The organism is Sphingopyxis sp. (assembly GCF_016463645.1).
GTDB lineage: Bacteria > Pseudomonadota > Alphaproteobacteria > Sphingomonadales > Sphingomonadaceae > Sphingopyxis.
On the sequence record NZ_JAEMQX010000052.1, the window covers coordinates 1 to 24,499 of the forward strand.

Genomic DNA, 24,499 nt, shown 5'->3' on the forward strand with positions numbered 1-24,499 from the left:
ACGGGAACGCCGCTCAGCAACCTCGACTATGCCTATATCGCCGCCGAACTCGGCAAATCGCCGCTGGCGTCCGAATCGCTGAACTGCTCGGCGCCCGATACCGGCAATATGGAAGTGCTCGAGATGGTCGGCACGCCCGAACAGAAGGAGCGCTGGCTGAAACCGCTGCTGAACGGCGAAATCCGCTCCGCCTATGTGATGACCGAACCCGGCGTAGCCTCGTCCGACGCGAGCAATCTCGAGACGAGCGCGCGCCTCGAAGGTGAGGAATGGGTCATCAACGGCGAAAAATATTTCATCAGCGGTGCCGGCGATCCACGCTGCAAGATCCTGATCTGCATGGTCAAGACCAACCCCGAGGCCGCGCGCAAGGGGCAGCATTCGCAGATCCTCGTGCCGATGGACACGCCCGGCGTCGAGGTACTCGGCCCGATGCGCGTCTTTGGCGCCGACCATGCGCCGCAGGGTCACATGCACATGCGTTTCGACAATGTCCGCGTCCCGCGCGAGAATATCCTGCTCGGCGAAGGCAGGGGCTTCGAGATCTCGCAGATGCGCCTCGGGCCGGGTCGCATCCACCATTGCATGCGCACGATCGGCAAGGCCGAGGTCGCGCTCGACCTGATGGTGAAGCGCGGCAATTCGCGCACCGCCTTTGGCCGCCCGCTGTCGCAGCTCGGCAAGAATCTCGAGGTGATCGCCCGCGCACGCGTCGAGATCGAGGCGATGCGGCTGATCGTGCTCAAGGCGGCAAAGGCGATGGACCTGCTCGGCAACCGCGAGGCGCGCGTCTGGGTCAGCATGGCGAAGGCGATGGTGCCCGAACGCGTCTGCCAGATCATCGATCAGGCGATCCAGATTCACGGCGCGACCGGGATCTCGCACTGGACCCCACTCGCCGATCTTTATGCCGACGTGCGGCATCTGCGCTTCGCCGACGGCCCCGACGAGGTCCATTATATGGTGGTCGGCCGAGAGGAACTCGGTCGCCATTGATCGGCACGGGCGGCGGTGCGCCGCCGCCCGGAATCGCCGGCCCGCGCAGACGCGCAGAAGCGCCGCGACCTCCGGTCGATATACCACGGCAATTAAAGGAAAATCCCTGCCTCGGGGCGGCTTTGCGCGTCATGGGGAGGGAAATGGCGCACCCGGAACGATTCGAACGTCCGACCCTCAGATTCGTAGTCTGATGCTCTATCCAGCTGAGCTACGGGTGCGTGGAGAGGCGCCTTTAGGACCCGCCGCGCGGGCGCGCAACCCCCTATTTCGGATTTATGACCGTCCGGCACGACGATTGGTGGCGAACTGTGTCGAGGGCGCTGATTTCCGAGGGGTCTTTCAGCAAAAGCCGGATCAGTGCGATCCCGCGATCATGATTCGTACGAACGGTTTCGACGCCCGCGGGCACCGCCTGCCCTTCGCGCGCGACGATGATTCGATAGGGCTTGCCGCCCGCTTCGACATCGTTGCGGACGAAAATCACGTCGGTCGCCGCGTCGAAGAGGCTGAGCGAGCTGTAGCGGCCCGGCACCGGGGTCACGTCGATCGCCACCGGTCCCTTCGACAGGTCATAGGGGCAGCTCGAATAGGCCAGATCGGGGCTCGGCCGCACGACGGGCTGGCGCTCGGGCGTCGCGAGATTGCCGTGGGACATGCTATTGGTGCCCCCCTGCCCCAGCCGCTCCATCGCGACGTTCATCAGCCCATAGGGAATGTACAGGATGGCGGCCCAGGCGGCGGCCGCGGCGACGATCAGGCCGAAAAGGATCGGGCCGAGCCAGCGGCGCATCTCAGCAGCCCTCCTTGACGATCCGCGGCAGCGCGGCCCTTGCCGGATCGGCGCGGAAGGTCTTGCCGGGATTGTACATGCGCAGCGTCAGCTGGAAGCGCTGCCGCTCGATCCCCGGCAGCCACGCGCCGCCCGCCGGCCTGTCGGGCGATATCGTCACGCGCCATTCGCCCTTCGCGTCGAGCGCGACATTGGCGCCGTTCACCGACCAGATGCGTCCCGGATTGTCGACGAGATACCCCTTGTCGTCATAGACCGTGACGCTCCACCAGCGCGCGTCGAGCGGCGTTCCCGACAGGCTGTAGCGGCAATCGCCGTCGAGCGGCGCACCGCTCGCGTCGCTTTTCGCCATCCAGTAGACGGTTTCCTTCGCAGGCAGCGCAAGCAGCCCCGAGCGCGCTACCATCGCGCGCGTCAGCGGATCGGTCGTCTTGGTACCGTAACTGAGCGAGGTCGTCCACGGACCGTTGCGGATTCCGCCGTCGCCGAGGCCGCTGGCCGTGAGCGCCCACGCCGCGCCGAGCCCCACCGCCAATCCGCCCACCAGAGTGATCGCATAGCGGTGCCAGCTCTTCATCGCGTCCTACCCCCGTTTCAGCGCCGCCTGTGCTGCCGCCAGACGTGCGATAGGCACACGGTAGGGCGAGGCGCTGACATAGTCGAGGCCCGTCCGTTCGCAGAAATGGATGCTCGGCGCGTCGCCGCCATGCTCGCCGCAGATGCCGAGCTTGACATGCGGGCGCGCCTTGCGGCCTCGATCGGCGGCGATCTCGATGAGCTGGCCGACACCCTCGACGTCGAGGCTGACGAACGGGTCGGTCAGGAAGATGCCCTTGTCGACATATTGCGTCAGGAAGCGGCCAGCGTCGTCGCGGCTGATGCCGATCGTCGTCTGCGTCAGGTCGTTGGTGCCAAAGCTGAAGAATTCGGCGCTCTCGGCGATTTCGCCCGCCATCAGCGCGGCGCGCGGCAGCTCGATCATCGTCCCGACCAGATAGGCGATCTCGCGGCCCTTTTCGACGAACACCGCCTTCGCTTGCGCATCGACGACCGCCTTCATCAGGTCGAATTCGCGGCGTGTCGCCACCAGCGGGATCATCACCTCGGGAATCGGCGCCGCGCCGGTTTCGGCGGCAACGTCGCACGCCGCCTCGAAGATCGCGCGCGCCTGCATCTCATAGATTTCGGGATAGGTCACACCCAGACGGCAGCCGCGATGACCCAGCATCGGGTTGAACTCGTGGAGTTCGTTGGCGCGCGCCTTCAGCGCCTCGATGCCCACCCCCGCAGCCGCGGCAACGTCGGCGAAATCCTCCTCGCGCGTGGGCAGGAACTCGTGGAGCGGCGGATCGAGCAGGCGGATCGTCACCGGCAGTCCCGCCATCACGCCGAAGATCGCGGCAAAATCGCCGCGCTGTTCGGGCAGCAGCTTGGCCAGCGCGGCGCGGCGACCGTCCTCGCTGTCGGCGAGGATCATCTCGCGCACCGCGGTGATGCGCGCGGCGTCGAAGAACATATGCTCGGTGCGGCAGAGCCCGATACCCTCGGCGCCGAAGTCCCGCGCGACCTGTGCATCCTGCGGCGTCTCGGCGTTGGTGCGCACCTTCATCCGGCGCACCTTGTCGGCCCATCCCATCAGCGTCCCGAAATCGCCGACCAGTTCGGGGAGCAGGGTCGGGACCTCGCCCGCCATCACCTCGCCGGTCGAGCCATCAAGGGTGAGGATATCGCCTTCACGCAGTTCGCGGCCCGCGACGCGCAGCACGCGCGCGGAGCCATCGATCGACAGCCCGCCGGCGCCCGAGACGCAGGGACGGCCCATACCGCGCGCGACGACCGCCGCGTGGCTGGTCATCCCGCCGCGCGCGGTCAGGATGCCCTTCGCGGCATGCATGCCGTGAATGTCCTCGGGGCTCGTCTCGACGCGGACGAGGATCACCGCATCGCCCCTTCCCGCCGCCTTTTCGGCGCTGTCGGCGTCGAACATGATCTTCCCCGATGCGGCGCCCGGACTTGCGGGAAGCCCCTTGGTCAGCACGTCGCGCGGCGCATTGGGGTCGAGCGTCGGATGGAGCAGTTGGTCGAGCGCGCCCGGGTCGACGCGGCCGACCGCTTCCTCTTCCGAAATCAGCCCCTCGGCCGCCATTTCGACCGCGATGCGCAGCGCCGCCTTGGCGGTGCGCTTGCCGCTACGCGTCTGCAGCATCCAGAGCTTGCCGCGTTCGACGGTGAACTCGATGTCCTGCATGTCGCGATAGTGATTTTCGAGCGTGTCGAAGACGCGGCCGAGTTCGCCGAACGTGTCGGGCATCGCCTCTTCCATGCTGAGCGGCTTGGCCCCCGCATTCTCGCGCGCGATCTTGGTGAGATATTGCGGCGTGCGGATGCCCGCGACGACGTCCTCGCCCTGCGCGTTGATCAGCCATTCGCCGTACCAGGCGCGTTCGCCGGTCGCGGGGTCGCGCGTGAAGGCGACGCCCGTCGCCGACGTGTCGCCCATGTTGCCGAACACCATCGCCTGCACATTGACCGCGGTGCCCCATTCGCCGGGAATGCTGTTGAGGCGGCGATAGACCTTCGCGCGGTCGCTTTCCCAGCTCGCGAAGACGGCGCCGACCGCGCCCCAGAGCTGGTCGTTCGGTTCCTGCGGGAAGGGCGCGCCGGTCTCGCGCTCGACGATCGCCTGATATTCCTTGACCAGCGCCTGCCAGTCTTCAGCCGACATCTCCGTGTCGAGGTAGAAACCCTTGTCTTCCTTGGCGACTTCCAGCGCCTCCTCGAACTCCGCATGGTCGAGGCCCATGACGACGTCGGCGTACATCTGGACGAAGCGGCGATAGCTGTCCCACGCGAAGCGCGGGTCGCCCGAGGCTTCGGACAGGCCGACCACTGTCCGATCGTTGAGCCCGAGGTTGAGGACCGTGTCCATCATCCCCGGCATCGACACGCGCGCGCCCGAACGGACCGAGACAAGCAACGGATCGGCGGCATCGCCAAACTTCTTGCCCGTAATGCCCTCGATATGCGCGATACCCGCCGCGACATCCTCTACGAGGCCCGCCGGGAACTGTTCGCCGTTCGTATAATAAGCGGTGCAGACATCGGTAGTGATCGTAAAGCCCGGGGGCACCGGCAGGCCGATCGAGGCCATTTCGGCGAGGTTCGAACCCTTGCCGCCCAGCAATTCCTTCGAACGTTCGGCCGTCGTGGCCGCGCCGCCGAACAAATGCACCATCTTCGTCATGTCATGCTCCTGCTGCCCCGGGGAGGAGGTTGCGGCTGGGTAGGTATGCAAAGCCAATTGGTCGATTCAGAATTACTTCGTTCATTATAAGCTGCGGCACATAATCGCCGCGTCAGCCCTCGATCTTCGAGAAATCGGCGACGCCATGCACCGCGCCGGTAAATCGCGCGAGCAGGCCGAGGCGCCAGGCACGCACCGCCTCGTCGGGGTCGTTGACCATCACACCGTCGAAAAAGGCGTCGATCGGCGCGCGGAGCGAAGCGAGCGCCGCCATGGCGTCGGTGAAACGCTCCTCGCTGACCGCATCGGAAGCCGCGGGTTCGGCGGTGTCGAGCGCGGCGAGCAGCGCGGCATCGGCATCGGTCGGCGGCGTCGTTGCGGCGGTGCCGCTCACCTCGCCCACCTGCTTCAGGATATTCGCCGCGCGCTTGTAGCCCGCGAGCAGATTGGTGCCATCCTCGGTCGCCATGAACGCCTGCAACGCCTTCACGCGGGCGAGCAGACGGACGAGATCGTCCTCGCCGCCGAGCGCGAACACCGCGTCGATCAGGTCGTGGCGAACGCCGGCTTCCCGCTGCTGGACCTTGAGGCGGTCGGCGAAGAAGTCGAGCAGATCGGCGGAAAGAGCTGCGCCGTCCGAAACTTCGATATGTTCCGCGATAGACGTATTGCCCTTGGCGATTTCGTGGCTCTTTTCCACGAGGCGCTTCAGATTTAGGCGCGTACCATTGACGAGCACCGTCTGGATCGTCTGCAGCGCGGCCCGGCGCAGCGCGAAGGGATCGCGCGAGCCGGTCGGCTTGATATTGCGTGCGAAAAACAGGGTGAGCGTATCGATCCGGTCCGCGAGGGCGACGCATGCCGGGATGCAACCTTCGACCGCAGCGATATATTGCTGGTTGAGAGCGGAAACCGTACCGGGCTTCTCACCTCCGCGTTCGGCATAATAGCCGCCCATAACGCCCTGCAATTCGGGGAACTCGCCGACCATGCCAGTCGCCAGATCCGCCTTCGCAAGCAGGCCCGCACGACGGGCGGTATCGGGATCGCGCTCGGGGAAATATTGCTCGGCGATCCAGCCCGCCAGCGTCGAGATACGTTCGGCCTTTTCGCGCAACGACCCCATCCCTTCGTAAAGGAGCATGGATTCGAGTTTGGGCAGATAGGATTCGAGTGAATGCGCGAGATCCTGTTCCCAGAAGAAACGCGCATCCGACAGACGCGCCGCGAGCACCTTCTGGTTGCCTGCAACGACTTCCTTGCCGCCATCGACCGCGTCGATGTTCGCGGTGCAGACGAAGCCGTTGGCTAACTTACCATTAGACGACTGAACGACGAAATATTTCTGGTTCACGCGCGCGGTGAGCTGGATGACCTCGGGCGGCACCTCCAGAAACGCTTCGTCGAAGCGGCCGAGCAAGGGCACCGGCCATTCGGTGAGCCCGGCATTCTCGATCACCAGCCCCTCGTCCTCGACCAGCGTGAGGCCCGCATCGGCCGCAACCTTGGCGGCGCCGTCGCGGATGATCGCCTGCCGTTCCTCATGGTCGACGATGACGTGGCACGCGCGCAGCTTTTCGGCATAGTCCGACGCCGAGCCGATGGTGATCTCGCCCGGGCAGTGGAAGCGGTGGCCGCGCGTCGCAAAACCCGCCGAAATCCCGCTAACTTCACACTGAATCAGCTCTTCGCCGAAGATCGCGACGATGCCCGACAGCGGGCGCACCCAGCGCAAGCTCTCGCTGCTCGCGCTTTCCTTGCCCCAGCGCATCGACTTCGGCCATGCGAAGGCACGGACGATCGCGGGGATCGCCTCAGCCAGCACCTCGGCGGTCGCGCGGCCGGGCTTGTCGATCACCGCGAAATAAACGCCATCGCGGTCTTCGATCTGCTCCTGCGTCAGGCCGGTCTTGCGGAGGAAGCCTTCGAGCGCCTGCGGCGGCGCGCTGCTGCGCGGGCCCTTGAGTTCCTCGCTGACCGCGGCGGTCGCTTCGGGAAGACCCTTTGCGATCAGCGCGAGGCGACGCGGCGTCGACCAGATGGTGAGCTCGCCCGCTTCGAGGCCCGCAGCGCTGAGTTGCGCCCGGAACAGCTTTTCCAGCTCGGCGCGCGCGCCGGCCTGCATCCGCGCGGGGATTTCCTCGCTGCGCAGTTCGAGAAGGAAATCGGTCACAGCGTCCACCCCGGATATTTTTCGGTCCAGCGCCCGGACTGGCTGTCGATCCACGCCTTGCAGCTGCCCTTCGCGAGATCGCGGACGCGCGCCATATAGTTCGCGCGTTCCTGCACGCTGATCACGCCGCGCGCCTGCAGCAGGTTGAACAGGTGACTCGCCTCGATCGCCTGGTCATAGGCGGCGAGCGGCACGTTCGCCGCGATGGCGCGCTTGCACTCTTCCTCGGCCGCCTTGAACCCCGCGAACAAGGTATCGGTGTCGGCGACCTCGAAATTCCATTTCGAGAACTGACGCTCATTCTCGAGGAACACGTCGCCATAGCTGACCGCCGGAACATCGCCGACCGCATCGGAAAAGCGCAGGTCGTACACATTGTCGACATTCTGGATATACATGGCGAGGCGTTCGAGCCCGTAGGTGAGCTCGCCCGCGACGGGCTTGCAGTCGAAGCCGCCCATCTGCTGAAAATAGGTGAACTGGGTGACTTCCATCCCGTCGCACCAGACTTCCCAGCCCAGCCCCCACGCGCCGAGCGTTGGAGATTCCCAATCGTCCTCGACGAAACGGATATCGTGGAGCAGCGGATCGATACCGATCGCGGCGAGGCTGCCCAGATATTGTTCCTGCAGGTCGGCCGGCGACGGCTTCAGGATGACCTGATACTGGTAATAATGCTGCAGCCGGTTCGGGTTCTCGCCATAACGGCCGTCGGTCGGGCGGCGGCTCGGCTGGACATAGGCGACGTTCCACGGCTCGGGACCGAGGCTGCGCAGCGTCGTCGCGGGATGAAAGGTCCCTGCCCCCACGCGCATGTCATAGGGCTGCAGGATCGCGCAGCCGCGTGCGCTCCAGTAATTGTGCAGCGTCAGGATCATGTCCTGAAAGCTGAGTGGTGTCTTGTCCGCCCCGTCGGCCACAGCCGCAATTCCTTCGCAGGTGCAAAAATCGCCGTCGCATTGGCCCAGCAGCGGCGCATGGTCAAGGCTCCCGACCGCTCGCCATGGCGCGAAAATATGCGGCTTGGTCAGGTTTTCAAAACTTTTTGCAAGGTGTTGTTGACATGGTCAGCGAATCGCGACATATAGTCATGTATACCTGACATGAAGACAGGTTGAGTTGACCAAGACCACTCGATCCAAGGAGCAATACCATGATGACCCGCACGCTGATCCTCGCGCTCTCGCTCACCGCCGCTGCCGTACCCGCCGCCGCGCAGGTCGAGACCGAAACCGCTGCCGTCCGGATCGACGACCTCGACCTGAGCCGCGCCACCGGTCGCGAGCGCCTCGACACCCGCCTCAAAAGCGCGGCGCGCTCCATCTGCCAGACCGGGGCCCGCGGCGCCGCCGAGAACAGCCGCCGCGCCGCATGCGTTTCTGCCGCCCTCGCGCAGGCCGAGCCGCAGACGCGGAACGCCATCGCGCAGGCGGAACGCGGCACCCGGCTCGCGCTGCTGATGATCGGCACCGCCCGGTAACGTCAGGGATCGGGACGGTTTCGTTCGTGCCGTACCTCCCCGGTGACGGCTGGCGACCTGGGCTGGAGCGCCCTCCCCGTGACGGCGCTCCAGTCTCTTGCCCCGGCGAATGCCCGTCCGGTCTGTTGCTCCAACCCCGACCGTTCGAAGGATCCGGCAAATAATTCCCTTCCCCGATATTTTGATGTCTATGGGAAGCCCATGATCCTTCGGACGGAAATGCTGGCGAGGCGCCGATGAACAACAAGCTGAAAGTATTGCGCGCGATGCGGAACTGGAGCCAGGCGGAACTCGCCGACCGGCTCGATGTCTCGCGACAGGCCGTGAACGCGATCGAAACCGGGAAATACGACCCGTCGTTGCCGCTCGCCTTCAAACTCGCGCGCCTGTTCGACATGCCGATCGAGGATATCTTCGACGACGGCCACGAAGGAAACGACAATGACTGATGCCGACATTTCGAAGCCCCGCCGCCGCATGTCCCCCCGGCAAAAGCGCTACTGGACCTCGCTCGGGCTCGCGGGAGTGATCGGCGGGATCGTCGGCGGCTGGATGGTGGCCGACCAGGCGAATGCACCGCATTCGATCGGGGCGATCTTCAGCGGCGCCCTGACGCCGGGATTCGCCATGGGCGCCTCTGCAGCATGGGTGATCGGCCTCGCGATCTGCATGATCATCTATCACCGCGCGATCGACGATCATGAGGAACATGCCTGGCTCTGGGCGAGCCTGGCGGGTTGGTATGCCTTCATCTTTCCCGCACCCGTCTGGTGGGTACTCCACCGCGCCGGCATGGCGCCGCCCGCCGAGGCGATGATCCTGTTCGTCTTCTCGCTGGTCGTGAACTGCATCGTCTATCTGTGGCTGAAGTTCCGCTGACCTTTCCGCTTTCCCGCAAATGTTCTAGCTGCCCAAGAAAGGCAATTCTCCGATGAAGAACTGGTTCAAGACGCTCGCGGCAGGCTGTGCGATCGCCGCACTTGCCCCCATCGCGATGCTTTCCGCCCACGCCGCCGAACCCGCGGCCGCGACCGCCGCACCGACGACCGACGCCGACCCTGCCCTGTGGGTCGTAAAGGACGACGACACGACCATCTATCTTTTCGGCACCGTCCATGTGCTGAAGCCCGGCCTCGGCTGGTTCGACGAGGCGGTGAAGACCGCGTTCGACAAATCCGACCAGCTGATGCTCGAAATCGTGATGCCGGAGGACCAGGCCGAAGCGCTGAAGGTCATGATGCCGCTCGCGATCGATCAGGGCGGAAAGACCCTGTCGTCGCGGCTGAACCCCGAACAGCTCGCGGCCTATCAGGCGGCGATGACGAGCGTCGGCCTGCCCGCCGCGCAGTTCGACATGTTCGAACCCTGGTTCCCCGCGATCACCCTGTCGGTCCTGCCGCTCGCCAAGCTCGGCTATGATCCCGAACAGGGTGCGGAAAAGCAGCTGACGCGTTTTGCCAGGGACGCCGGCAAGCCCGTCGCGGGGCTCGAAACGCTGACCGAACAGCTTGGCTTCTTCGACGGCCTTCCCGAAACGCAGCAGATCGCCTTCCTCGACACGGTGGTGAAGGATCTCGACAAGCTCGGTCCCCAGCTCGACAAGATGGTCGCACTCTGGGCGAAGGGCGACCCCGATGGGCTCGCCGTCGCGATGAATGAAAGCATGGCGGCGACGCCCGAGCTCGCCAAGACGCTGCTGTGGGACCGCAATGCCCGCTGGGCGGAGCAGCTCGCGGCGCGGATGGATCAGCCGGGCACGGTCTTCGTCGCGGTCGGCGCGGGCCATCTGGCCGGTGAGAAAAGCGTGCAGGACTATCTGAAGGCGCGCGGGCTGACCGCGAAGCGGGTCAAATATTGAACCGCGAAGTGCCCCGGGCCGGACATGGGGGTCGCCGCTTCGCGGCGGCCCTCTTGCCTTTGCTGCTCGCCGCGTGCGGCACTGCCGCCCCCGGCCCGCAGGCACGGCCGGCGATGTGGCTGATCGAGGATGACGACACGCGCGTCTATCTGCTCGGCACGATGCACGCGCTACCGCCGGGCACCGACTGGGACGGCGGCAAGGTCGCGAGCGCGATCGACGCTGCCGACGAACTGATCCTCGAACTGCCGCCCGCCGAACTCGCCGCGGCAGCCGACGTGTTCCGGGACCTTGCCCCGCGCAAGAGCCCGCTTGCGATCGAAGCCCGCCTGCAGGGCAAGGCACTCCTCGGATACCGGGCCCTCGAGGCGAGCGGCCGCGCTTTCGGCGCCGATGGGCTGGATGACTGGGCGGTCATGGTCCTGATGGGACAACGGGTCGCGCAAAACGCCGGCCTTTCGCCCGCCGACGGCGTCGAGACCGGGCTGACCGAAAGATTCGAGGCGGCCGACAAGCCGGTCGGGGGGCTCGAAACCGCGCGCGCCCAGCTGATGCTGTTCGAAACGCTCGATCCGGCGGCGCAACGTGCGCTGCTGACGCGCGCGGCCGAAGAATCGGGCACTGCAGTGAAAGACGTGGCTGCCTTGACCGCCGCATGGGGCCGCGGCGACGTCGCCGCGCTCGAAAAGGTGATCAACGAGGATGTCGACCGCGTCCCCGCGGCACGAAAGGCGATCATCACCGACCGCAACCGGATATGGAGCGCATGGACGAAGCGGCGGATGGCGCGCCCCGGAACGGTGCTGGTGGCCGTCGGCGCGGGGCATCTGGTGGGCGCCGACGGGATGCCGGCGATGCTCGAGGCCGAAGGCCTGAGGGTCGTGCGCGTGCAATAGCGCGCACCGCGCTTGCAATTCCGCACCTTCCCCGCTATGCGCCCCCGCTTCCGGCCATGGTCATCCCTGGAGGCGTGGCGGAACTGTGTAACTGTTTCTCGGAGAAATATCATGAGCGATCAGCTGACGCTGACGGCCGAGACGCGCGAACGCGGAGGCAAGGGAGCCTCGCGTGACCTGCGTCGCAACGGCCGCGTCCCCGCCGTTGTCTATGGCGGCAAGGAAGAACCCCTGATGATCCACGTCGAAGAAAAGCTGCTGATGAAGCAGCTGATGACGGGTCACTTCATGAACTCGGTCGTGATGATCGACGTGGGTGGCAAGACCATCCGCACCCTGCCCAAGGACGTCGCCTTCCACCCGGTCAAGGATCGCCCGATCCACGCCGACTTCCTGCGCATCGCCAAGGACGCCAAGGTCCAGGTCGCGGTGCCGGTCTCGTTCCAGAACGAAGAAGCCTCGCCGGGCCTGAAGCGCGGCGGCGTGCTGAACATCGTTCGCCACGAGCTGGAACTCGTCTGCGACGCGGACAAGATCCCCGACGAGATCGCGATCGACGTGACCGGCTTCGACGTCGGCGATTCGATCCACATCAGCAACGTCACCCTGCCCAAGGGCGTCGAAAGCGCGATCACCGACCGCGACTTCACCATCGCCACGATCGTCGCCCCGTCGGCGCTCAAGTCGAGCGACGGCGACACGACGAAGGACGAAGGCGAAGCTGCTGCCGAAGGCGGCGACGAAGCCTGATCCCGTTTGGCCGGCCCCTTCCCTGACCGGAAGGGGCCGCCAACGACAGCCCCTGGGAAAGGCAGTCTCATGCAGCTCTGGGTCGGCCTCGGCAATCCCGGGCCCAAATATGCGATGCACCGTCACAATGTCGGCTTCATGGCCGCCGATGTCATCGCCGATCTCTATGACTTCCCCGCTCCGGCAAAGAAATTCCAGGGCTGGATCCAGGAAGGCCGCATCGGATCGGAGCGCATCCTGCTGCTCAAACCCGGCACCTTCATGAACGAAAGCGGCCGCAGCGTGCGCGCCGCGCTCGATTTCTACAAATTGACCCCGCAGGACGTCACCGCCTTTTACGACGAGCTCGATCTCGCGCCGATGAAGGTGAAGGTGAAGCAGGGCGGCGGCGCGGCCGGCCACAACGGCATCCGCTCGATGATCCAGCATATCGGCGAGGATTTCCGCCGCGTACGCATCGGCATCGGCCATCCGGGACACAAGGACCGCGTGACCGGCCACGTCCTCGGCAATTATCACAAGAGCGAGATGGAGCCGCTCATCGACCTCCTCGGTGCGATCGCGGCCGAGGCGAAATGGCTCGCCGACGGCGACGACGTCCGCTTCCAGAGCGACCTCGCGCTGCGCCTCAACGGCTGACCGCCGTCACATGAGCGTCACATAAGTCATTGCATTTCGACGCGTTCGAGCAACGCGGCTGACACCAACCTCTGCAATCGGTGCGCCACCCAAACCGGGGCGACCGAGTCCCGGTACTCAACCGAAACAGGGGATTTGCATGTCACATCTTACCGACGAAGCCCGTGCGCCTTTTCGTGGCGAAAGCGGCGGCGAGCCAGGGCCGGACAGCCTCGAGGCCATCGTTGCGCAAAATCCGACGCGCCGCACGCTGCTGAGGAACGGCCTGTTCGGGCTGTCGGTTTTCCCGGTCATGGCGCTTGCCGCTTGCGATGACACGAGCGGCGACCCGAGCGTCGTTGTACCGCCCACGCCGACCCCGACGCCGACCCCCACGCCGACACCGCCGAGCTTTGCCGTCAGTTTTGCTGCGGTCGTCGCCAACCAGGACGACAAGGTCACGGTGCCGAACGGCTATACTGTCGACGTGCTGTTGAAGGCCGGCGATTCGGTCGAAGCCGGCGCGCCCTATTCGGGCGGCTTTCCCGCGACCCCCGCGATTGCCGAGAAATGGGCCGGCGGCAATCATGACGGTATGGAATATTTCGCCTTTCCGGGCGTCGATGCCAATAATCGCGGCCTGCTCGCGATCAATCACGAGCTGCCCGATTTCAATATCCTGATGGCCGGCACCTATAATGAGGCAACCGCGACTGCGGATCAGAAGGCCATTGCCCTCTCGGCGGTCGGCATCAGCGTCGTCGAAATCTCGAAGGGCAGCGACGGCAAATGGTCGATCCAGGCCGGGTCGACCTACAACCGTCGCTACACGGGCAACACCGGCTATCGTGCCGGCGGCCCCGCCGCCAGCCGGACCTCCGGCACGATCAAGGGCATGCTCAACAATTGCTCCAGCGGCCGCACCCCGTGGGATACCTATCTGACCTGCGAAGAGACGATGAACAATTATCTCGACCTGTCGCAGCCCGATCCCGACTATGGCTGGGTCGTCGAGATCGACCCGCGGCGCGAACTGGCGCAACCGACGAAGCGCACCGCGATGGGCCGCTTCAACCACGAAAATGTCGCCTATATGACGAACAGCGCCAACCGGGTCGCTTTCTATATGGGCGACGATACGACGCCGGGCTGCATCTATAAATTCGTCCCCAGCCAAGCCTACAGCACGACGAACCGCGCCGCGAACACCGATCTCCTCGACGATGGCACGCTCTATGTCGCGCGCTTCAACGCCGACGGCACCGGCGAATGGCGCGCACTGGTCGTCGGGCAGAACGGGCTGACCGCCGGCGCGCAGGATCCGGGCAACGTCAGCCAGAGCGCGACGCCGCCGGCGCCGACCACCGTCAACTTCAACAATCAGGCCGACGTGCTGCTCAATTGCCAGTCGGCGGCGCGCGTCGCCGGCGGCACCGTGATGGACCGCCCCGAGTGGCTGACCGTCGCGCCCGACAACAAGGCGGTCTATTGCACGCTGACGAACAACAGCGGCCGCCGCGTCACCGACCCCGCCAACCCGCGCGTCACCAACCTGCACGGTCACATCATCAAGTTCCGCGAAGAAGGTGACTCGCCGCTGGCGACGAAGTTCAGCTGGGAAATCTTCCTGACCGCGGGCGACCAGTCGCTTTCGGCAGGCGGCAGCAACCTCGTCGGCAATATCGTCGGCGACACCTTCTCGAGCCCCGACGGCCTCCGCATCGATCCGCAGGGCCGCATGTGGGTGCAGACCGATCACAGCGTCCCCGGCAATTCGGGCGTCGCCGGCACGACGATCGACCAGGCCTTCGGGCATAACGCGATGTTCCATATCGATCAGGTGAGCAAACAGTCGAAGCGTTTCCTCGTCGGCCCGCTCGGCTGCGAGATCACGGGCCTCGCCTATACGCCCGACCTTCGCACCTTCTTCGTCAACATCCAGCACCCGACGGGCAACTGGCCCGTTGCCGGCGAACAGCCGCGCTCGTCGACGATCGTCGTGCGCCGCACCGACAACCAGCCGGTCGGCAACTGATCGGCGCGCCGCGCGCTCTCCCGCCCCGGGGGAGCGCGCGGGCCCCTTCAGACAAATTTCATATCGCCGAAGATCCAGCGCCAGGGCGCACCCGTTTCGCCAAGGATGTCGCGCACGATCATCGGAAAGGCGGCCTCCGCGCGGACGTCGTTCGACATGATCAGCACGCAGCGCTCGCCCCGATCGAGGCAGACGAGCGTGTTGCCCGTCGAATCATTATGCCCGCCGCGAAAGAAGCCCGCGCCTTGCGGTCCGGTAAAGGTGATCAGCCCGACACTCGCCGCGATCCCCTTGGGCCGCTCCGCTTCGGGCGCGTCGTCCTGCAGCGTCGGGAATTGCGAGCGCGAGGCGATCGCGAGGCCGGGACGCCGGAGTTCGGCGCGCGCAGCCTTCGACAACCCCTCGCCCGATACCAGCGCCGCGGCGAAATTGGCGAGATCGGTGATCGTCGTGTCCATCGACCCCGCGGCGCGGACGCGGCTGCGCTCGTCGTGCGGCACCGCCTTGCCGTCGAGTTCCCAGCCATCGGCCAGATTGGCCGCGAAGTCGGGGCGCCAGATCAGGCTGGAATTGGGCATTTCGAGCGGATCGAAGACGAGGCGCTGGATTTCCTTGCCGGTGTCGAGCCCCAGCCCCTCGTCGAGCGCGAACTGTAGCAGGCTGATCCCCTCGCCCGAATAGCCGTAGCGGCTGCCCGGGTCGAAATGGATGCGGAGCTTTTCGTCGGGTTCGAGGAAGGCGAAATTGGCGAAACCCGTGCTGTGACCCAGCACCATGCGCGGCGTGATCGCTCGCCAGCGCCCGTCACCCGCCAGATCGCCCCAATTGCCGTAATCGTCGAGATTGCCGTAATCGGGCAGCGGCTTCGCGAGCATGTCGGCGATCGGCTTGTCGAGATCGACCTTGCCCTCGTCGACCAGCCGCAGCACTGTATAGGCGAAGACCGCCTTGGTAAGCGACGCGCCGTACATGATCGTCTGCGGCGTCAGCGGATCGCCCCCGGCATTGCGCTCGCCGAACGCCTGCACCGACACGACCTTGCCCCTGTCGATCGTCGCGATGGCGAGACCGCGCGCACCGGTTGCGGTCATCGCCTTTTTCGCGGTTCCCGCGATTGCCGCCGTATCGGGAAGCGGCTCCGCCGCAGCGGGGACCGCCATCAGCAAGGGCAGTATCCAGGCCAGTTTCCCACCGCGCATCGCCATCTCCGCATCTCAGGACATGGCCACTGCTATATCATAACAATACACCACGCAAGCGCTTGTTGTCAGGGGGCTTTTCTTTGCGGAGGCGGCGGCGGCGAACCGTCGCGCGTCGGCGACATCAGCGTGACGCACATCGTCCGGTGTACGGGGTGCGAACCGCATGCGACGCCGGCGTAGCGATGCGTCGGGCGGAGCAGACTGAAACGATGGCCGCGGTTGGGTACGCCGTCGTCGATCAGCAGTTGGTCGACCACCCCTTCGGGGGTGTGATGGCCATAGGTGATGACTTCGCTGACATAGGGGCCGCCGCCGCGCGCCGTCATCCGCTCGCCGGGTCCGTTCCCGCGCGTATAATGGCCGACCGCACCCGAACGCGACTGCACCGCGACATGGTCGGCCGCCGCGCGCGCCAGAGCGTCGCTCCATTCCAGCGTCGGCAGCGGCTTTTCGTGCCGGAGTTCGCGGATGGCCTCGTCGACCGCGGCAACGCCCTCGCGCGTCATGATGTCGATTTCGCCGTCGTCGGCTCCGATCAGAAGCTTGCCCTCGAAGCGCGGGCGATAATCGCGCAGATATTCGGTGTACGCCGCGGGGTCGCTGCGGAAGCGGTTGAGTTCGATGAAAACGCCTTCCTCGAAACGGCTGGGCGCCGCAACGGCGGCCGTTGCACCGAGAGTCAGGAGCATGCCGGCAGCAAGAAAGCGCGGTTTCGTCATGGCGGGTGCGATAAAGCCGCAAGTCTGAACGGCGCGCAACGGCAAAGACTGGCATCGCGCGCGACTTGGCGCTAGGGGCGCTGCAACACAGCCGCCGCGTTCGACGGCAGGCCGGACCTCACGGAGTTTTTATGGGTTTCAAATGCGGGATCGTCGGCCTGCCCAACGTCGGCAAGTCCACCCTGTTCAACGCGCTGACCGAAACCGCGGCGGCGCAGGCGGCGAACTATCCTTTCTGCACGATCGAGCCGAATATCGGCAACGTCGCGGTGCCCGACGCGCGGCTGGAGAAACTCTCCGCCATCGCGGGCAGCAAGAAGATCATTCCGACGCAGCTCGCTTTCGTCGACATCGCCGGCCTCGTGCGCGGCGCGTCGAAGGGCGAAGGGCTCGGCAACCAGTTCCTCGGCAACATCCGCGAGGTCGACGCGATCGTCCATGTCTTGCGCTGTTTCGAGGATGACGACATCCAGCATGTCGAGAACAGGGTCGACCCCGTCGCCGACGCCGAGACGGTCGAGACCGAACTGCTGCTCGCCGACCTCGAAAGCCTCGAAAAGCGCGTCCCCGCCTTCGCCAAGAAGGCGGCACAGGGCGACAAGGAAGCGAAGATCGCTTCCTCGGTACTCGGTCAGGCGCTCGACCTGCTCCGTGAAGGCAAGCCCGCACGGCTCGTCGAGCCGAAGGACGACGAGGAAGCCCGCGTCCTGCGCACCGCGCAGCTTCTGACCTCGAAGCCCGTCCTCTATGTCTGCAACGTCGACGAAGGCAGCGCCGCGAACGGCAACGCCTTCTCCGGAAAGGTGTTCGCCAAGGCGGCGGCCGAGGGCGCGCAGGCGGTCGTCGTCTCGGCGGCGATCGAGAGCGAGCTCGTCACGATGGACATGGCCGACCGGCTCGAGTTCCTCGAAGAGATGGGCCTGCACGAAACCGGCCTCGCGCGCGTCATCCGCGCCGGATACGAACTGCTCCACCTGATCACCTTCTTCACCGTCGGCCCGCAGGAGGCGCGCGCGTGGACCGTCCACACCGGCGCCACGGCGCCCGAGGCCGCGGGCGAGATCCACAGCGATTTCCAGAAAGGCTTCATCCGCGCCGAAACGATCGGCTATGACGATTATGTCACGCTCGGCGGCGAAGCGAAGGCGCGCGAAGCCGGCAAGCTGCGCGCCGAAGGCAAGGCCTATGTCGTCCACGATGGCGACGTGATGCACTTTCTGCACAGCTGATCCGAATTCGTCATTGCAAGGTCGCCCGGTGCCTTGGGCGAGGCGAGCGAACCGAATCCCGGGGCGGTTTCACGCCGCCACCGGAAGGCGCGTCAGCCGAAGCGACGACGAAACCAGCTACGCTTTTTCGGAACGGCCGCCGTCTGACCGGAAAGCTGCACCAGATAATTGCCCAGGATAGCCGCTTGCTGCTTGGTCATGAGGAACCGGAACAGGTCGGGATCGTGCTTCCTTGCCGCTTCCGAAGACTGCACGCTTTCGAGCCGGAGCATGATGCGGTCACCCGCATCATGGTGCGTCCAGCCAACCAGCGCTCCGAAACTCTCCATCATCTCGCCCTGCTCCCTCACGATTTTCGCGCGACCGGCGCCGACAGCCCCCGATGGCTGTAACAGACCTTCGGCGGAATGTCGTCTGCGGGGTGGGAAGCGGACGGCAAGCCACGCCGCTTCGTCATCCCGGGCTTGACCCGGGATCCCGCTTCTTATGGCGGAAGAGCAGGTTTCGATTTCAAGCGGGACCCCGGATCAAGTCCGGGGTGACGATGATTGATCGGGCAGCAATCGGTCGCCTGCGGCCATTCCGTGACAAGTTTCGACAAGTATCAGGGCTCGAACGCCGCCAATATCGGGCACGGCCCCTTGTCGCTCGCCGCGCATTGATCGGCGAGGCGCCCGAGGGCGGCGCGCGTTGCCGTCATTTGGGCGATCTTTTCGTCGAGCACCTCGATCCGCTGGCGCGCCAGCGTGCGCACCCGCGCGCGGTCGTCGCTCGCCTCGAGCGCCAGCAGCTCGGATATCTCGTCGAGCGTGAAACCCGATGCCTGCGCCGAGCGGATGAATTTCAGGCGCCGAAGATCCTCCTCGCCATAGCGGCGGACACCCCCGCCCCAACCGTCGCCGCCACTGCGCGCCGGCGTGTCGAGCAGGCCACGGCGCTGATAATAGCGGATCGTTTCGACCCCGACCGCGCCTGCCGCCGCCAATTTGCCGATCGTCAGTTGCATCGCTTGACTCCGTACTATGGTACGGAAGCTATATGGGGTGCATGACGAAACAGGCAACCCTCCATCGCATGGTCATGCCCGGGCACATCTGCCCCTATGGCCTCAAGGCAAAACATCTGCTCGAAAGCCGCGGTTTCGCGGTCGACGACCGCTGGCTGACGACGCGCGAGGAAACCGACGCGTTCAAGGCCGAGCATGGCGTCAAGACGACGCCGCAGACCTTCATCGATGGCGTGCGTGTCGGCGGCTATGACGACCTCCGTCGTCATTTCGGGCTGACAGTCGCCGATCCTGACGCGACGAGCTATACGCCGGTCGTCGCGCTTTTCGCGATGACGGCGCTGATGGCGCTTGCCGCCAGCTTCGCGGTCGAGGGCAGCGCCTTCACCCTCCGCGCCGCCGAATGGTTCATCTCGTTCAGCATGATCGTGCTCGCACTGCTGAAACTGCAGGACATCGACAGGTTCGCGACGATGTTCCTCAATTACGACCTGCTCGCGCGGCGCTGGGTGCCCTATGCGAGCATCTATCCCTTTGCCGAGGGGCTCGCAGGCGTGCTGATGACCGCACACGCCCTCCCTTGGCTGTCGATCCCCGTCGCGCTCTTCATCGGCAGTATCGGCGCCGCGTCGGTGTTCAAGGCGGTCTATATCGACAGGCGCGACATCAAATGCGCCTGCGTCGGCGGCAGCAGCAAGGTGCCGCTGGGCTTCGTCTCGCTCACCGAAAACGTCATGATGGTCGCGATGGCGCTGTGGATGGCGCGGATGTGGTTCTGACCGCCCGCTGCATCCGTCATTGATGTAGCACGGGGCTCCGCTATCGAGAGGCATCGATTCGCCGCCGACGGAGCCTTCGCATGTATAACCGCCGCCATTTCCTTGCCGGGGCGACTCTCGCCGGCCTCGCCGCACCGGCGATCGTCCGGGCGCAGGGCATCTTCCGCGATTTCCCGTTCAAGCTGGGCGTCGCGGCGGGCGATCCGGCGAGCGACGGGTTCGTCATCTGGACGCGCCTCGCTCCGGAACCGATGGAACGCCACGGCGGGATGCCGCTGACGAACATTCCGGTCGAGTGGGAGGTCGCGAGCGATGGCGGCTTTCGCGACATCGTCGCAAGGGGCACCGAACTCGCGCGACCCGAACTGGCGCACAGCGTCCATGTCGAGGTCGCGGGACTGCAATCCGACCGGCCCTATTATTACCGCTTCACCGCGGGCGGCGAGCGGAGCCTCCGCGGCCGTGCGCGGACCCTGCCCGCGCCCGGCGCCCGGGTCGACGCGCTGAAATTCGGCGTCGCCGGTTGCCAGCACTATGAATCGGGCTTCTATGGCGCCTATCGCCATCTGGCGCGCGAAGACCTCGCCTTCGTCTATCATTACGGCGATTTCATCTACGAATACAGCCAGGACTATCTGTTCGACAGCGGCTTGCCGATCCGTCCCGTTCGCAGCTATGCGCAGCGCGCACTCTTCGACCTCGACGATTTCCGCGGCGCCTACGCGCAAACCCTGATGGATATCGACCAGCAGGCGGTGCGGTCTGTCCATGCCCATTTGTCGAGCTTCGACGATCACGAGATCCGCAACGACTGGGTGTCGGACATCGACAACTGGAAGCTCGGGCTCGACGTCAACGACCCCGATGCCGCCCCGCCCGAGGTCTTCATGCTCAAGAAGCAGGCGGCGATGCAGGCGTGGTACGAGCATATGCCCGTCCGCAAAGCCTTGCTGCCGCGCGGCGGGATGGTCGCGATGAACCGCGAGTTCCGCTATGGAGACCTGATGGCGATGCAGCTGCTCGATACGCGGCAATATCGCGATGACCAGCCGTGCGACGACGGCTTCAAGCCCGCCTGCCCCAGCGTGTTCGACAAGAACGCCCAGGTGCTCGGAAAGGCGCAGGAAGAGTGGCTGGCGCGCAATCTGTCGAAGGGCGGCGCGACGTGGAACGCCTTTGCGCAGCAAGTGACGATGATGTCGCTCGACCGCCGGCGGAAACCCGACGAGTCCGGAAAGATCCTCAATCTCGACAGCTGGGCGGGATATGAAGCGCCGCGCGAACGCATCCTGTCGCGCATGGCGGGGCTCGAAAACTGCGTCGTGCTGACGGGCGACGAGCATCAGAATTTCTGCGGCGACCTGATCCTTCGGGACAAGGTCGTCGGCGCCGAATTCGTCGCGACCTCGATCACCTCGGGCGGCGACGGCAGCGACAGGCGCAACGGGACCGACGACTGGCTGAAGCTGAACCCCGAACTCAAATTCGCCAACGATCAGCGCGGCTATGTCGTGTGCGAAGTCGGCCGCGAGGCGTGGCAGACGCATTTCATGGTCGTCGACAAGGTAACGACGCCGGTGAACACGCTGTCAAAGCGCGCGACCGCTATCGTCGAAAGGGGTACCGCCGGCCTCAAAATGGCCTAGCGGAGCACCGCCATCGCATGGATCGATGCCGAGGGCGCATTGACGATCTGAAGCTGATAGCGCCCCGGCATCACGTCGAATTCGACCATCTTGCGAATGCCCGAACAGGCGGGCCCATGGCCGTGGGCGACCGACTTCAGCACGGTGCCGTCGCGCACCAGGTCGATCCATGCGCCGGCATCGAGCGCGACGATCAACCGCCCCGCCTTCTTCATCTCGATCGGGATCATCCCGCCGAACTTATGGACATCGGGCTTGCGTTCGGGCGCGACGCCGTAGCGGAGGCTTTCGAACCTGTGCAGCGGCAGTGCGGTTCGCGCCGCGCCGAGCGGCGACCAATCGGCGCCGAGATCGTCGCCATAGGCATAGATCGTCTTGCCCGATGCGTCGCGCGACCAATCCGCCAGATCATCCGGCAAGACCGGCGTGGCGGGACACGCCCCTGCCTTTGCCGGCGGTGCGGCCAACACGGGTACGGCAAGCGCAATGGACGCCAATGCGGCAGCGATGATCCGGAACCCCATCCTATTTCCTCCCGAACAATTTCTCGACATCGTCCATCGCGAGCTTCACCCAGGTCGGCCGGCCGTGGTTGCACTGCCCTGAATGCGGCGTGACCTCCATCGTGCGAAGCAGCGCGTTCATCTCGGCGACGTTCAGGGTCCGCCCCGCGCGCACCGATCCATGGCACGCCATCGTCGCGGCGACCAGTTCGAGCCGCTCGCTGAGCCCGAGCGCGGCGTCATAACCCGCGAGATCGTCGGCGATGTCGGTGACGAGTTTGTGGCAGTCGATCGCGCCCAGCATCGCCGGGGTCGCACGGACCATCACCGCCGCGGGGCCGAAACGTTCGAGTTCGACGCCGAGCGTGGCGAGTTGCGGTGCCGCGGTCTCGAGCCGGTCGCACGCGGGCTCGTCGAGTTCGACGACCTCGGGCAGCAGCAGGCCCTGCGAGGGCACGGCCTGTCCGCTCATCCCGCGGCGCAATTGTTCGAGCACGAGCCGCTCGTGTGCCGCATGCTGGTCGACGATGACAAGGCCGTCCTCGGCCTCGGCGACGATATAGGTTTTCGCGATCTGCCCGCGGGCGATGCCGAGAGGATGCGCGTCGACCTCGGGGACCGGCGCAATCGCGGGTTCGGCGCGGCCCATCGGCAAGGCATCGCGCAGCGGCGCGAAATCGACGATGCGGTCGCGGAGCAGCGCGGTCGTCGCGGCATCCCCTTCGGCGCCGAAAAGATGTGTCGCGGGCGCGTGCGGATAGGGCAGATGCGCCGCGAACAGCGTCGGCGCGGGCGGCGGCGCCACCGGCTCCTGCTGCCAAGCCGCCAGCGCCGCCTCGGCCGGCCGCTGGACGCTGCGAAAGCCATGCTCGTCGAGCGCGCGACGGAGGCCGCCGACGATCATCCCGCGAATGAGCTGCGGATCGCGGAAGCGCACCTCGGTCTTCGCCGGATGGACGTTCACATCGACCTCGCTCGTCGGCACGTCGAGGAACAGCGCGACGACCGGATGCCGGTCGCGCGCGAGCAGATCGGCATAGGCGCCGCGCAACGCGCCAACGAGCAGCCGGTCCTTCACCGGCCGTCCGTTGACGAACAGATATTGATGATCGGCGATCCCGCGATTGTAGGTCGGCAGGCTGATCACGCCGCCCAGATGCACCTCGCCGCGGTCGAGGTCGACCCCGATGCTGTTCGCGGCGAGCTCGCGCTGGGTCAGCGCCGCGACGCGCGTCAGCCGGTCCTGCCCGCCCTGTACGTCGAGGACGCGGCGCCCGTCATGCTCCACCACGAAGGCGATGTCGGGGCGCGCCATCGCCAGCCGCCGCACGGCATCGAGGCACGCGGCATATTCGCTGCGCCCGCTGCGCAGGAACTTGCGCCGCGCCGGCACCCGCGCGAACAGATCCTCGACCAGCACCCGCGTGCCCTTTGCCAGCGCGGCAGGCCCTTCGGCAATCACCGCGCCATTGTCGACGACGCGCTTCCAGCCGTCGCCGCCGTGGGTCCGGCTTTCGAGAGTGAGCCGCGCGACGCTCGCAATCGACGGCAGCGCCTCGCCGCGAAAGCCCATCGTCGTGACGTCCTCGATCGCGTCGGTCGGCAGCTTCGACGTCGCATGGCGTTCGAGCGCGAGCGCCATGTCGGCGGCGGTCATGCCGCACCCGTCGTCCTCGACCTCGATCCGCGAAATCCCGCCCTCGGCGATTCGCACCGAAATACGAGTCGAACCGGCATCGACAGCGTTTTCAACCAGTTCCTTCAGCGCCGCGGCGGGTCTTTCAACCACTTCACCGGCTGCGATCCGATTTACTAGCTTTTCCGGCAGGCGACGTATTGACATGGCCGCTCTCCTAGCGCAGTCGAACGCAAATCGCGACCCATCCGCACAGCCCTGATCATTTTGTCCAGCCACCCCCTGTGGACGAGCCGGAATCTCCCCCTGATTGCAGCTGTCGCCGGCCGGGCGCGCGGGTAAATCACGACAGGGGCGTGTCCATCATGGCGCGGCTTCGATGACAGGAAGCAGTATCGATGTCCTTCTTTTCTCGCTGGCTTAAATTCAACTCCCAAGACATGGCTATCGACCTCGGCACCGCGAACACGGTCGTGTACGTGCGCGGCAAGGGCATCGTGCTCAACGAACCGTCGGTCGTCGCGGTCGAGACGCTGAACGGGATCAAGCGGGTAAAGGCCGTCGGCGACGACGCCAAGCTGATGATGGGCAAGACCCCCGACAGCATCGAGGCGATCCGCCCGCTGCGTGACGGCGTCATCGCCGACATCGACGTCGCCGAACAGATGATCAAGCATTTCATCACCAAGGTGCACGGGGGCAAGCCGAACGCATTCCGCAGCCCCGAGATCGTGATCTGCGTTCCCTCGGGCTCGACCAGCGTCGAACGCCGCGCGATCCGCGACGCCGCGTCGAACGCCGGCGCCAGCGAAGTGTGGCTGATCGAGGAGCCGATGGCGGCCGCGATCGGCGCCGACATGCCCGTCACCGAACCGATCGGCTCGATGGTCGTCGACATCGGCGGCGGCACGACCGAAGTCGCGGTGCTGTCGCTCC

Annotated in this window: 24 protein-coding genes and 1 tRNA gene; 13 read left to right on the forward strand and 12 right to left on the reverse strand. The window is 65.7% G+C overall.

Annotated features, from left to right (window positions below; all coding sequences use genetic code 11):
• Nucleotides 1-996: acyl-CoA dehydrogenase family protein (locus tag JHC57_RS12185; RefSeq protein WP_294030301.1), on the forward strand; the 996-nt coding region annotated here is incomplete at its 5' end.
• A 144-nt stretch (nt 997-1,140) separates the two neighbouring features.
• Here JHC57_RS12185 and JHC57_RS12190 read toward each other — a convergent pair.
• From JHC57_RS12190 to JHC57_RS12215, 6 genes are all read right to left on the reverse strand, one after another.
• A tRNA-Arg gene (locus tag JHC57_RS12190) sits at nt 1,141-1,217 on the reverse strand.
• A gap of 44 nt (nt 1,218-1,261) precedes the next feature.
• The gene (locus JHC57_RS12195; protein WP_294030302.1) at nt 1,262-1,789 is read right to left on the reverse strand and encodes a DUF1254 domain-containing protein; all 528 of its coding nucleotides are present in this window, start codon (nt 1,787-1,789) and stop codon (nt 1,262-1,264) included.
• A gap of 1 nt (nt 1,790) precedes the next feature.
• The gene (locus JHC57_RS12200; RefSeq protein ID WP_294030303.1) at nt 1,791-2,366 is read right to left on the reverse strand and encodes a DUF1214 domain-containing protein; all 576 of its coding nucleotides are present in this window, start codon (nt 2,364-2,366) and stop codon (nt 1,791-1,793) included.
• Between the two features lie 6 nt (nt 2,367-2,372).
• A complete protein-coding gene (gene ppdK, locus JHC57_RS12205; RefSeq protein WP_294030304.1) occupies nt 2,373-5,033 on the reverse strand; it encodes a pyruvate, phosphate dikinase in 2,661 nt (886 codons plus the stop codon).
• A gap of 112 nt (nt 5,034-5,145) precedes the next feature.
• A complete protein-coding gene (glyS, locus tag JHC57_RS12210) occupies nt 5,146-7,206 on the reverse strand; it encodes a glycine--tRNA ligase subunit beta (protein ID WP_294030306.1) in 2,061 nt (686 codons plus the stop codon).
• Nucleotides 7,203-8,084: a glycine--tRNA ligase subunit alpha gene (locus tag JHC57_RS12215; protein WP_294030325.1), complete on the reverse strand. Its 882-nt coding sequence runs from the start codon at nt 8,082-8,084 to the stop codon at nt 7,203-7,205. Before JHC57_RS12215 ends, glyS begins: the two co-directional genes overlap by 4 nt.
• A gap of 275 nt (nt 8,085-8,359) precedes the next feature.
• On the opposite strand from JHC57_RS12215, the gene JHC57_RS12220 reads away from it, so the two are divergent.
• From JHC57_RS12220 to JHC57_RS12255, 8 genes are all read left to right on the forward strand, one after another.
• The gene (locus JHC57_RS12220; RefSeq protein ID WP_294030307.1) at nt 8,360-8,686 is read left to right on the forward strand and encodes a UrcA family protein; all 327 of its coding nucleotides are present in this window, start codon (nt 8,360-8,362) and stop codon (nt 8,684-8,686) included.
• A 236-nt stretch (nt 8,687-8,922) separates the two neighbouring features.
• Entirely contained in the window at nt 8,923-9,135 is a 213-nt protein-coding gene (locus JHC57_RS12225; protein WP_294030308.1) for a helix-turn-helix transcriptional regulator, read from the forward strand.
• Complete coding sequence (locus JHC57_RS12230; protein WP_294030309.1) at nt 9,128-9,565, forward strand: hypothetical protein; 438 nt, start codon at nt 9,128-9,130, stop codon at nt 9,563-9,565. Before JHC57_RS12225 ends, JHC57_RS12230 begins: the two co-directional genes overlap by 8 nt.
• Nucleotides 9,566-9,617: 52 nt before the next feature.
• A complete protein-coding gene (locus JHC57_RS12235) occupies nt 9,618-10,544 on the forward strand; it encodes a TraB/GumN family protein (protein ID WP_294030310.1) in 927 nt (308 codons plus the stop codon).
• Nucleotides 10,545-10,597: 53 nt separating this feature from the next.
• On the forward strand, nt 10,598-11,440 hold the full coding sequence (locus JHC57_RS12240) for a TraB/GumN family protein (RefSeq protein ID WP_294030311.1): 843 nt from the start codon (nt 10,598-10,600) through the stop codon (nt 11,438-11,440).
• Between the two features lie 111 nt (nt 11,441-11,551).
• Entirely contained in the window at nt 11,552-12,190 is a 639-nt protein-coding gene (locus JHC57_RS12245; RefSeq protein WP_294030312.1) for a 50S ribosomal protein L25/general stress protein Ctc, read from the forward strand.
• Between the two features lie 69 nt (nt 12,191-12,259).
• On the forward strand, nt 12,260-12,829 hold the full coding sequence (pth, locus tag JHC57_RS12250; RefSeq protein WP_294030313.1) for an aminoacyl-tRNA hydrolase: 570 nt from the start codon (nt 12,260-12,262) through the stop codon (nt 12,827-12,829).
• A gap of 139 nt (nt 12,830-12,968) precedes the next feature.
• Complete coding sequence (locus JHC57_RS12255) at nt 12,969-14,843, forward strand: PhoX family phosphatase (RefSeq protein ID WP_294030314.1); 1,875 nt, start codon at nt 12,969-12,971, stop codon at nt 14,841-14,843.
• A gap of 47 nt (nt 14,844-14,890) precedes the next feature.
• Here JHC57_RS12255 and JHC57_RS12260 read toward each other — a convergent pair whose 3' ends face one another.
• Together JHC57_RS12260 and JHC57_RS12265 are read right to left on the reverse strand one after the other, a co-directional pair.
• Entirely contained in the window at nt 14,891-16,042 is a 1,152-nt protein-coding gene (locus JHC57_RS12260) for a serine hydrolase (RefSeq protein WP_294030315.1), read from the reverse strand.
• Between the two features lie 68 nt (nt 16,043-16,110).
• A complete protein-coding gene (locus JHC57_RS12265) occupies nt 16,111-16,764 on the reverse strand; it encodes a CAP domain-containing protein (protein WP_294030316.1) in 654 nt (217 codons plus the stop codon).
• A 131-nt stretch (nt 16,765-16,895) separates the two neighbouring features.
• On the opposite strand from JHC57_RS12265, the gene ychF reads away from it, so the two are divergent.
• A complete protein-coding gene (gene ychF / locus JHC57_RS12270) occupies nt 16,896-17,993 on the forward strand; it encodes a redox-regulated ATPase YchF (RefSeq protein WP_294030317.1) in 1,098 nt (365 codons plus the stop codon).
• 92 nt (nt 17,994-18,085) lie between these two features.
• Here the strand turns inward: ychF and JHC57_RS12275 are convergent, their stop codons facing one another.
• Together JHC57_RS12275 and JHC57_RS12280 are read right to left on the reverse strand one after the other, a co-directional pair.
• Nucleotides 18,086-18,325 carry a hypothetical protein gene (locus JHC57_RS12275; RefSeq protein ID WP_294030318.1) on the reverse strand — a complete coding sequence of 80 codons (240 nt, stop codon included), beginning with the start codon at nt 18,323-18,325 and terminating at the stop codon, nt 18,086-18,088.
• Between the two features lie 272 nt (nt 18,326-18,597).
• A complete protein-coding gene (locus JHC57_RS12280; protein WP_294030319.1) occupies nt 18,598-18,999 on the reverse strand; it encodes a MerR family DNA-binding protein in 402 nt (133 codons plus the stop codon).
• Between the two features lie 41 nt (nt 19,000-19,040).
• On the opposite strand from JHC57_RS12280, the gene JHC57_RS12285 reads away from it, so the two are divergent.
• Together JHC57_RS12285 and JHC57_RS12290 are read left to right on the forward strand one after the other, a co-directional pair.
• A complete protein-coding gene (locus JHC57_RS12285) occupies nt 19,041-19,778 on the forward strand; it encodes a glutaredoxin family protein (RefSeq protein ID WP_294030320.1) in 738 nt (245 codons plus the stop codon).
• A gap of 80 nt (nt 19,779-19,858) precedes the next feature.
• On the forward strand, nt 19,859-21,424 hold the full coding sequence (locus JHC57_RS12290; RefSeq protein ID WP_294030321.1) for an alkaline phosphatase D family protein: 1,566 nt from the start codon (nt 19,859-19,861) through the stop codon (nt 21,422-21,424).
• Here the strand turns inward: JHC57_RS12290 and JHC57_RS12295 are convergent.
• Both JHC57_RS12295 and mutL read right to left on the reverse strand, forming a co-directional pair.
• Nucleotides 21,421-21,948 (reverse strand): hypothetical protein, encoded by a 528-nt coding sequence (locus tag JHC57_RS12295; protein WP_294030322.1) that lies wholly within the window; start codon nt 21,946-21,948, stop codon nt 21,421-21,423. The genes JHC57_RS12290 and JHC57_RS12295 overlap by 4 nt on opposite strands.
• Before the next feature lies 1 nt (nt 21,949).
• The gene (gene mutL / locus JHC57_RS12300; protein WP_294030323.1) at nt 21,950-23,770 is read right to left on the reverse strand and encodes a DNA mismatch repair endonuclease MutL; all 1,821 of its coding nucleotides are present in this window, start codon (nt 23,768-23,770) and stop codon (nt 21,950-21,952) included.
• Nucleotides 23,771-23,961: 191 nt separating this feature from the next.
• On the opposite strand from mutL, the gene JHC57_RS12305 reads away from it, so the two are divergent.
• On the forward strand, nt 23,962-24,499 hold a 538-nt coding region (locus JHC57_RS12305; RefSeq protein ID WP_294030324.1), incomplete at its 3' end, for a rod shape-determining protein.

What these genes read in the sequence shown, in the direction of transcription:
- JHC57_RS12255 (WP_294030314.1), top strand. Translation starts at nt 12,969, where the DNA reads ATGTCACATCTTACCGACGAAGCCCGTGCGCCTTTTCGTGGCGAAAGC.
- pth (WP_294030313.1), top strand. Translation starts at nt 12,260, where the DNA reads ATGCAGCTCTGGGTCGGCCTCGGCAATCCCGGGCCCAAATATGCGATG.
- JHC57_RS12200 (WP_294030303.1), bottom strand. Translation starts at nt 2,366, where the DNA reads ATGAAGAGCTGGCACCGCTATGCGATCACTCTGGTGGGCGGATTGGCG.
- JHC57_RS12295 (WP_294030322.1), bottom strand. Translation starts at nt 21,948, where the DNA reads ATGGGGTTCCGGATCATCGCTGCCGCATTGGCGTCCATTGCGCTTGCC.
- JHC57_RS12245 (WP_294030312.1), top strand. Translation starts at nt 11,552, where the DNA reads ATGAGCGATCAGCTGACGCTGACGGCCGAGACGCGCGAACGCGGAGGC.
- mutL (WP_294030323.1), bottom strand. Translation starts at nt 23,770, where the DNA reads ATGTCAATACGTCGCCTGCCGGAAAAGCTAGTAAATCGGATCGCAGCC.
- JHC57_RS12235 (WP_294030310.1), top strand. Translation starts at nt 9,618, where the DNA reads ATGAAGAACTGGTTCAAGACGCTCGCGGCAGGCTGTGCGATCGCCGCA.
- JHC57_RS12275 (WP_294030318.1), bottom strand. Translation starts at nt 18,325, where the DNA reads ATGATGGAGAGTTTCGGAGCGCTGGTTGGCTGGACGCACCATGATGCG.
- JHC57_RS12215 (WP_294030325.1), bottom strand. Translation starts at nt 8,084, where the DNA reads ATGATCCTGACGCTGCACAATTACTGGAGCGCACGCGGCTGCGCGATC.
- JHC57_RS12280 (WP_294030319.1), bottom strand. Translation starts at nt 18,999, where the DNA reads ATGCAACTGACGATCGGCAAATTGGCGGCGGCAGGCGCGGTCGGGGTC.
- JHC57_RS12265 (WP_294030316.1), bottom strand. Translation starts at nt 16,764, where the DNA reads ATGACGAAACCGCGCTTTCTTGCTGCCGGCATGCTCCTGACTCTCGGT.
- ychF (WP_294030317.1), top strand. Translation starts at nt 16,896, where the DNA reads ATGGGTTTCAAATGCGGGATCGTCGGCCTGCCCAACGTCGGCAAGTCC.
- JHC57_RS12230 (WP_294030309.1), top strand. Translation starts at nt 9,128, where the DNA reads ATGACTGATGCCGACATTTCGAAGCCCCGCCGCCGCATGTCCCCCCGG.
- JHC57_RS12220 (WP_294030307.1), top strand. Translation starts at nt 8,360, where the DNA reads ATGATGACCCGCACGCTGATCCTCGCGCTCTCGCTCACCGCCGCTGCC.
- JHC57_RS12225 (WP_294030308.1), top strand. Translation starts at nt 8,923, where the DNA reads ATGAACAACAAGCTGAAAGTATTGCGCGCGATGCGGAACTGGAGCCAG.
- JHC57_RS12285 (WP_294030320.1), top strand. Translation starts at nt 19,041, where the DNA reads ATGACGAAACAGGCAACCCTCCATCGCATGGTCATGCCCGGGCACATC.
- JHC57_RS12290 (WP_294030321.1), top strand. Translation starts at nt 19,859, where the DNA reads ATGTATAACCGCCGCCATTTCCTTGCCGGGGCGACTCTCGCCGGCCTC.
- JHC57_RS12195 (WP_294030302.1), bottom strand. Translation starts at nt 1,789, where the DNA reads ATGCGCCGCTGGCTCGGCCCGATCCTTTTCGGCCTGATCGTCGCCGCG.
- JHC57_RS12260 (WP_294030315.1), bottom strand. Translation starts at nt 16,042, where the DNA reads ATGCGCGGTGGGAAACTGGCCTGGATACTGCCCTTGCTGATGGCGGTC.
- ppdK (WP_294030304.1), bottom strand. Translation starts at nt 5,033, where the DNA reads ATGACGAAGATGGTGCATTTGTTCGGCGGCGCGGCCACGACGGCCGAA.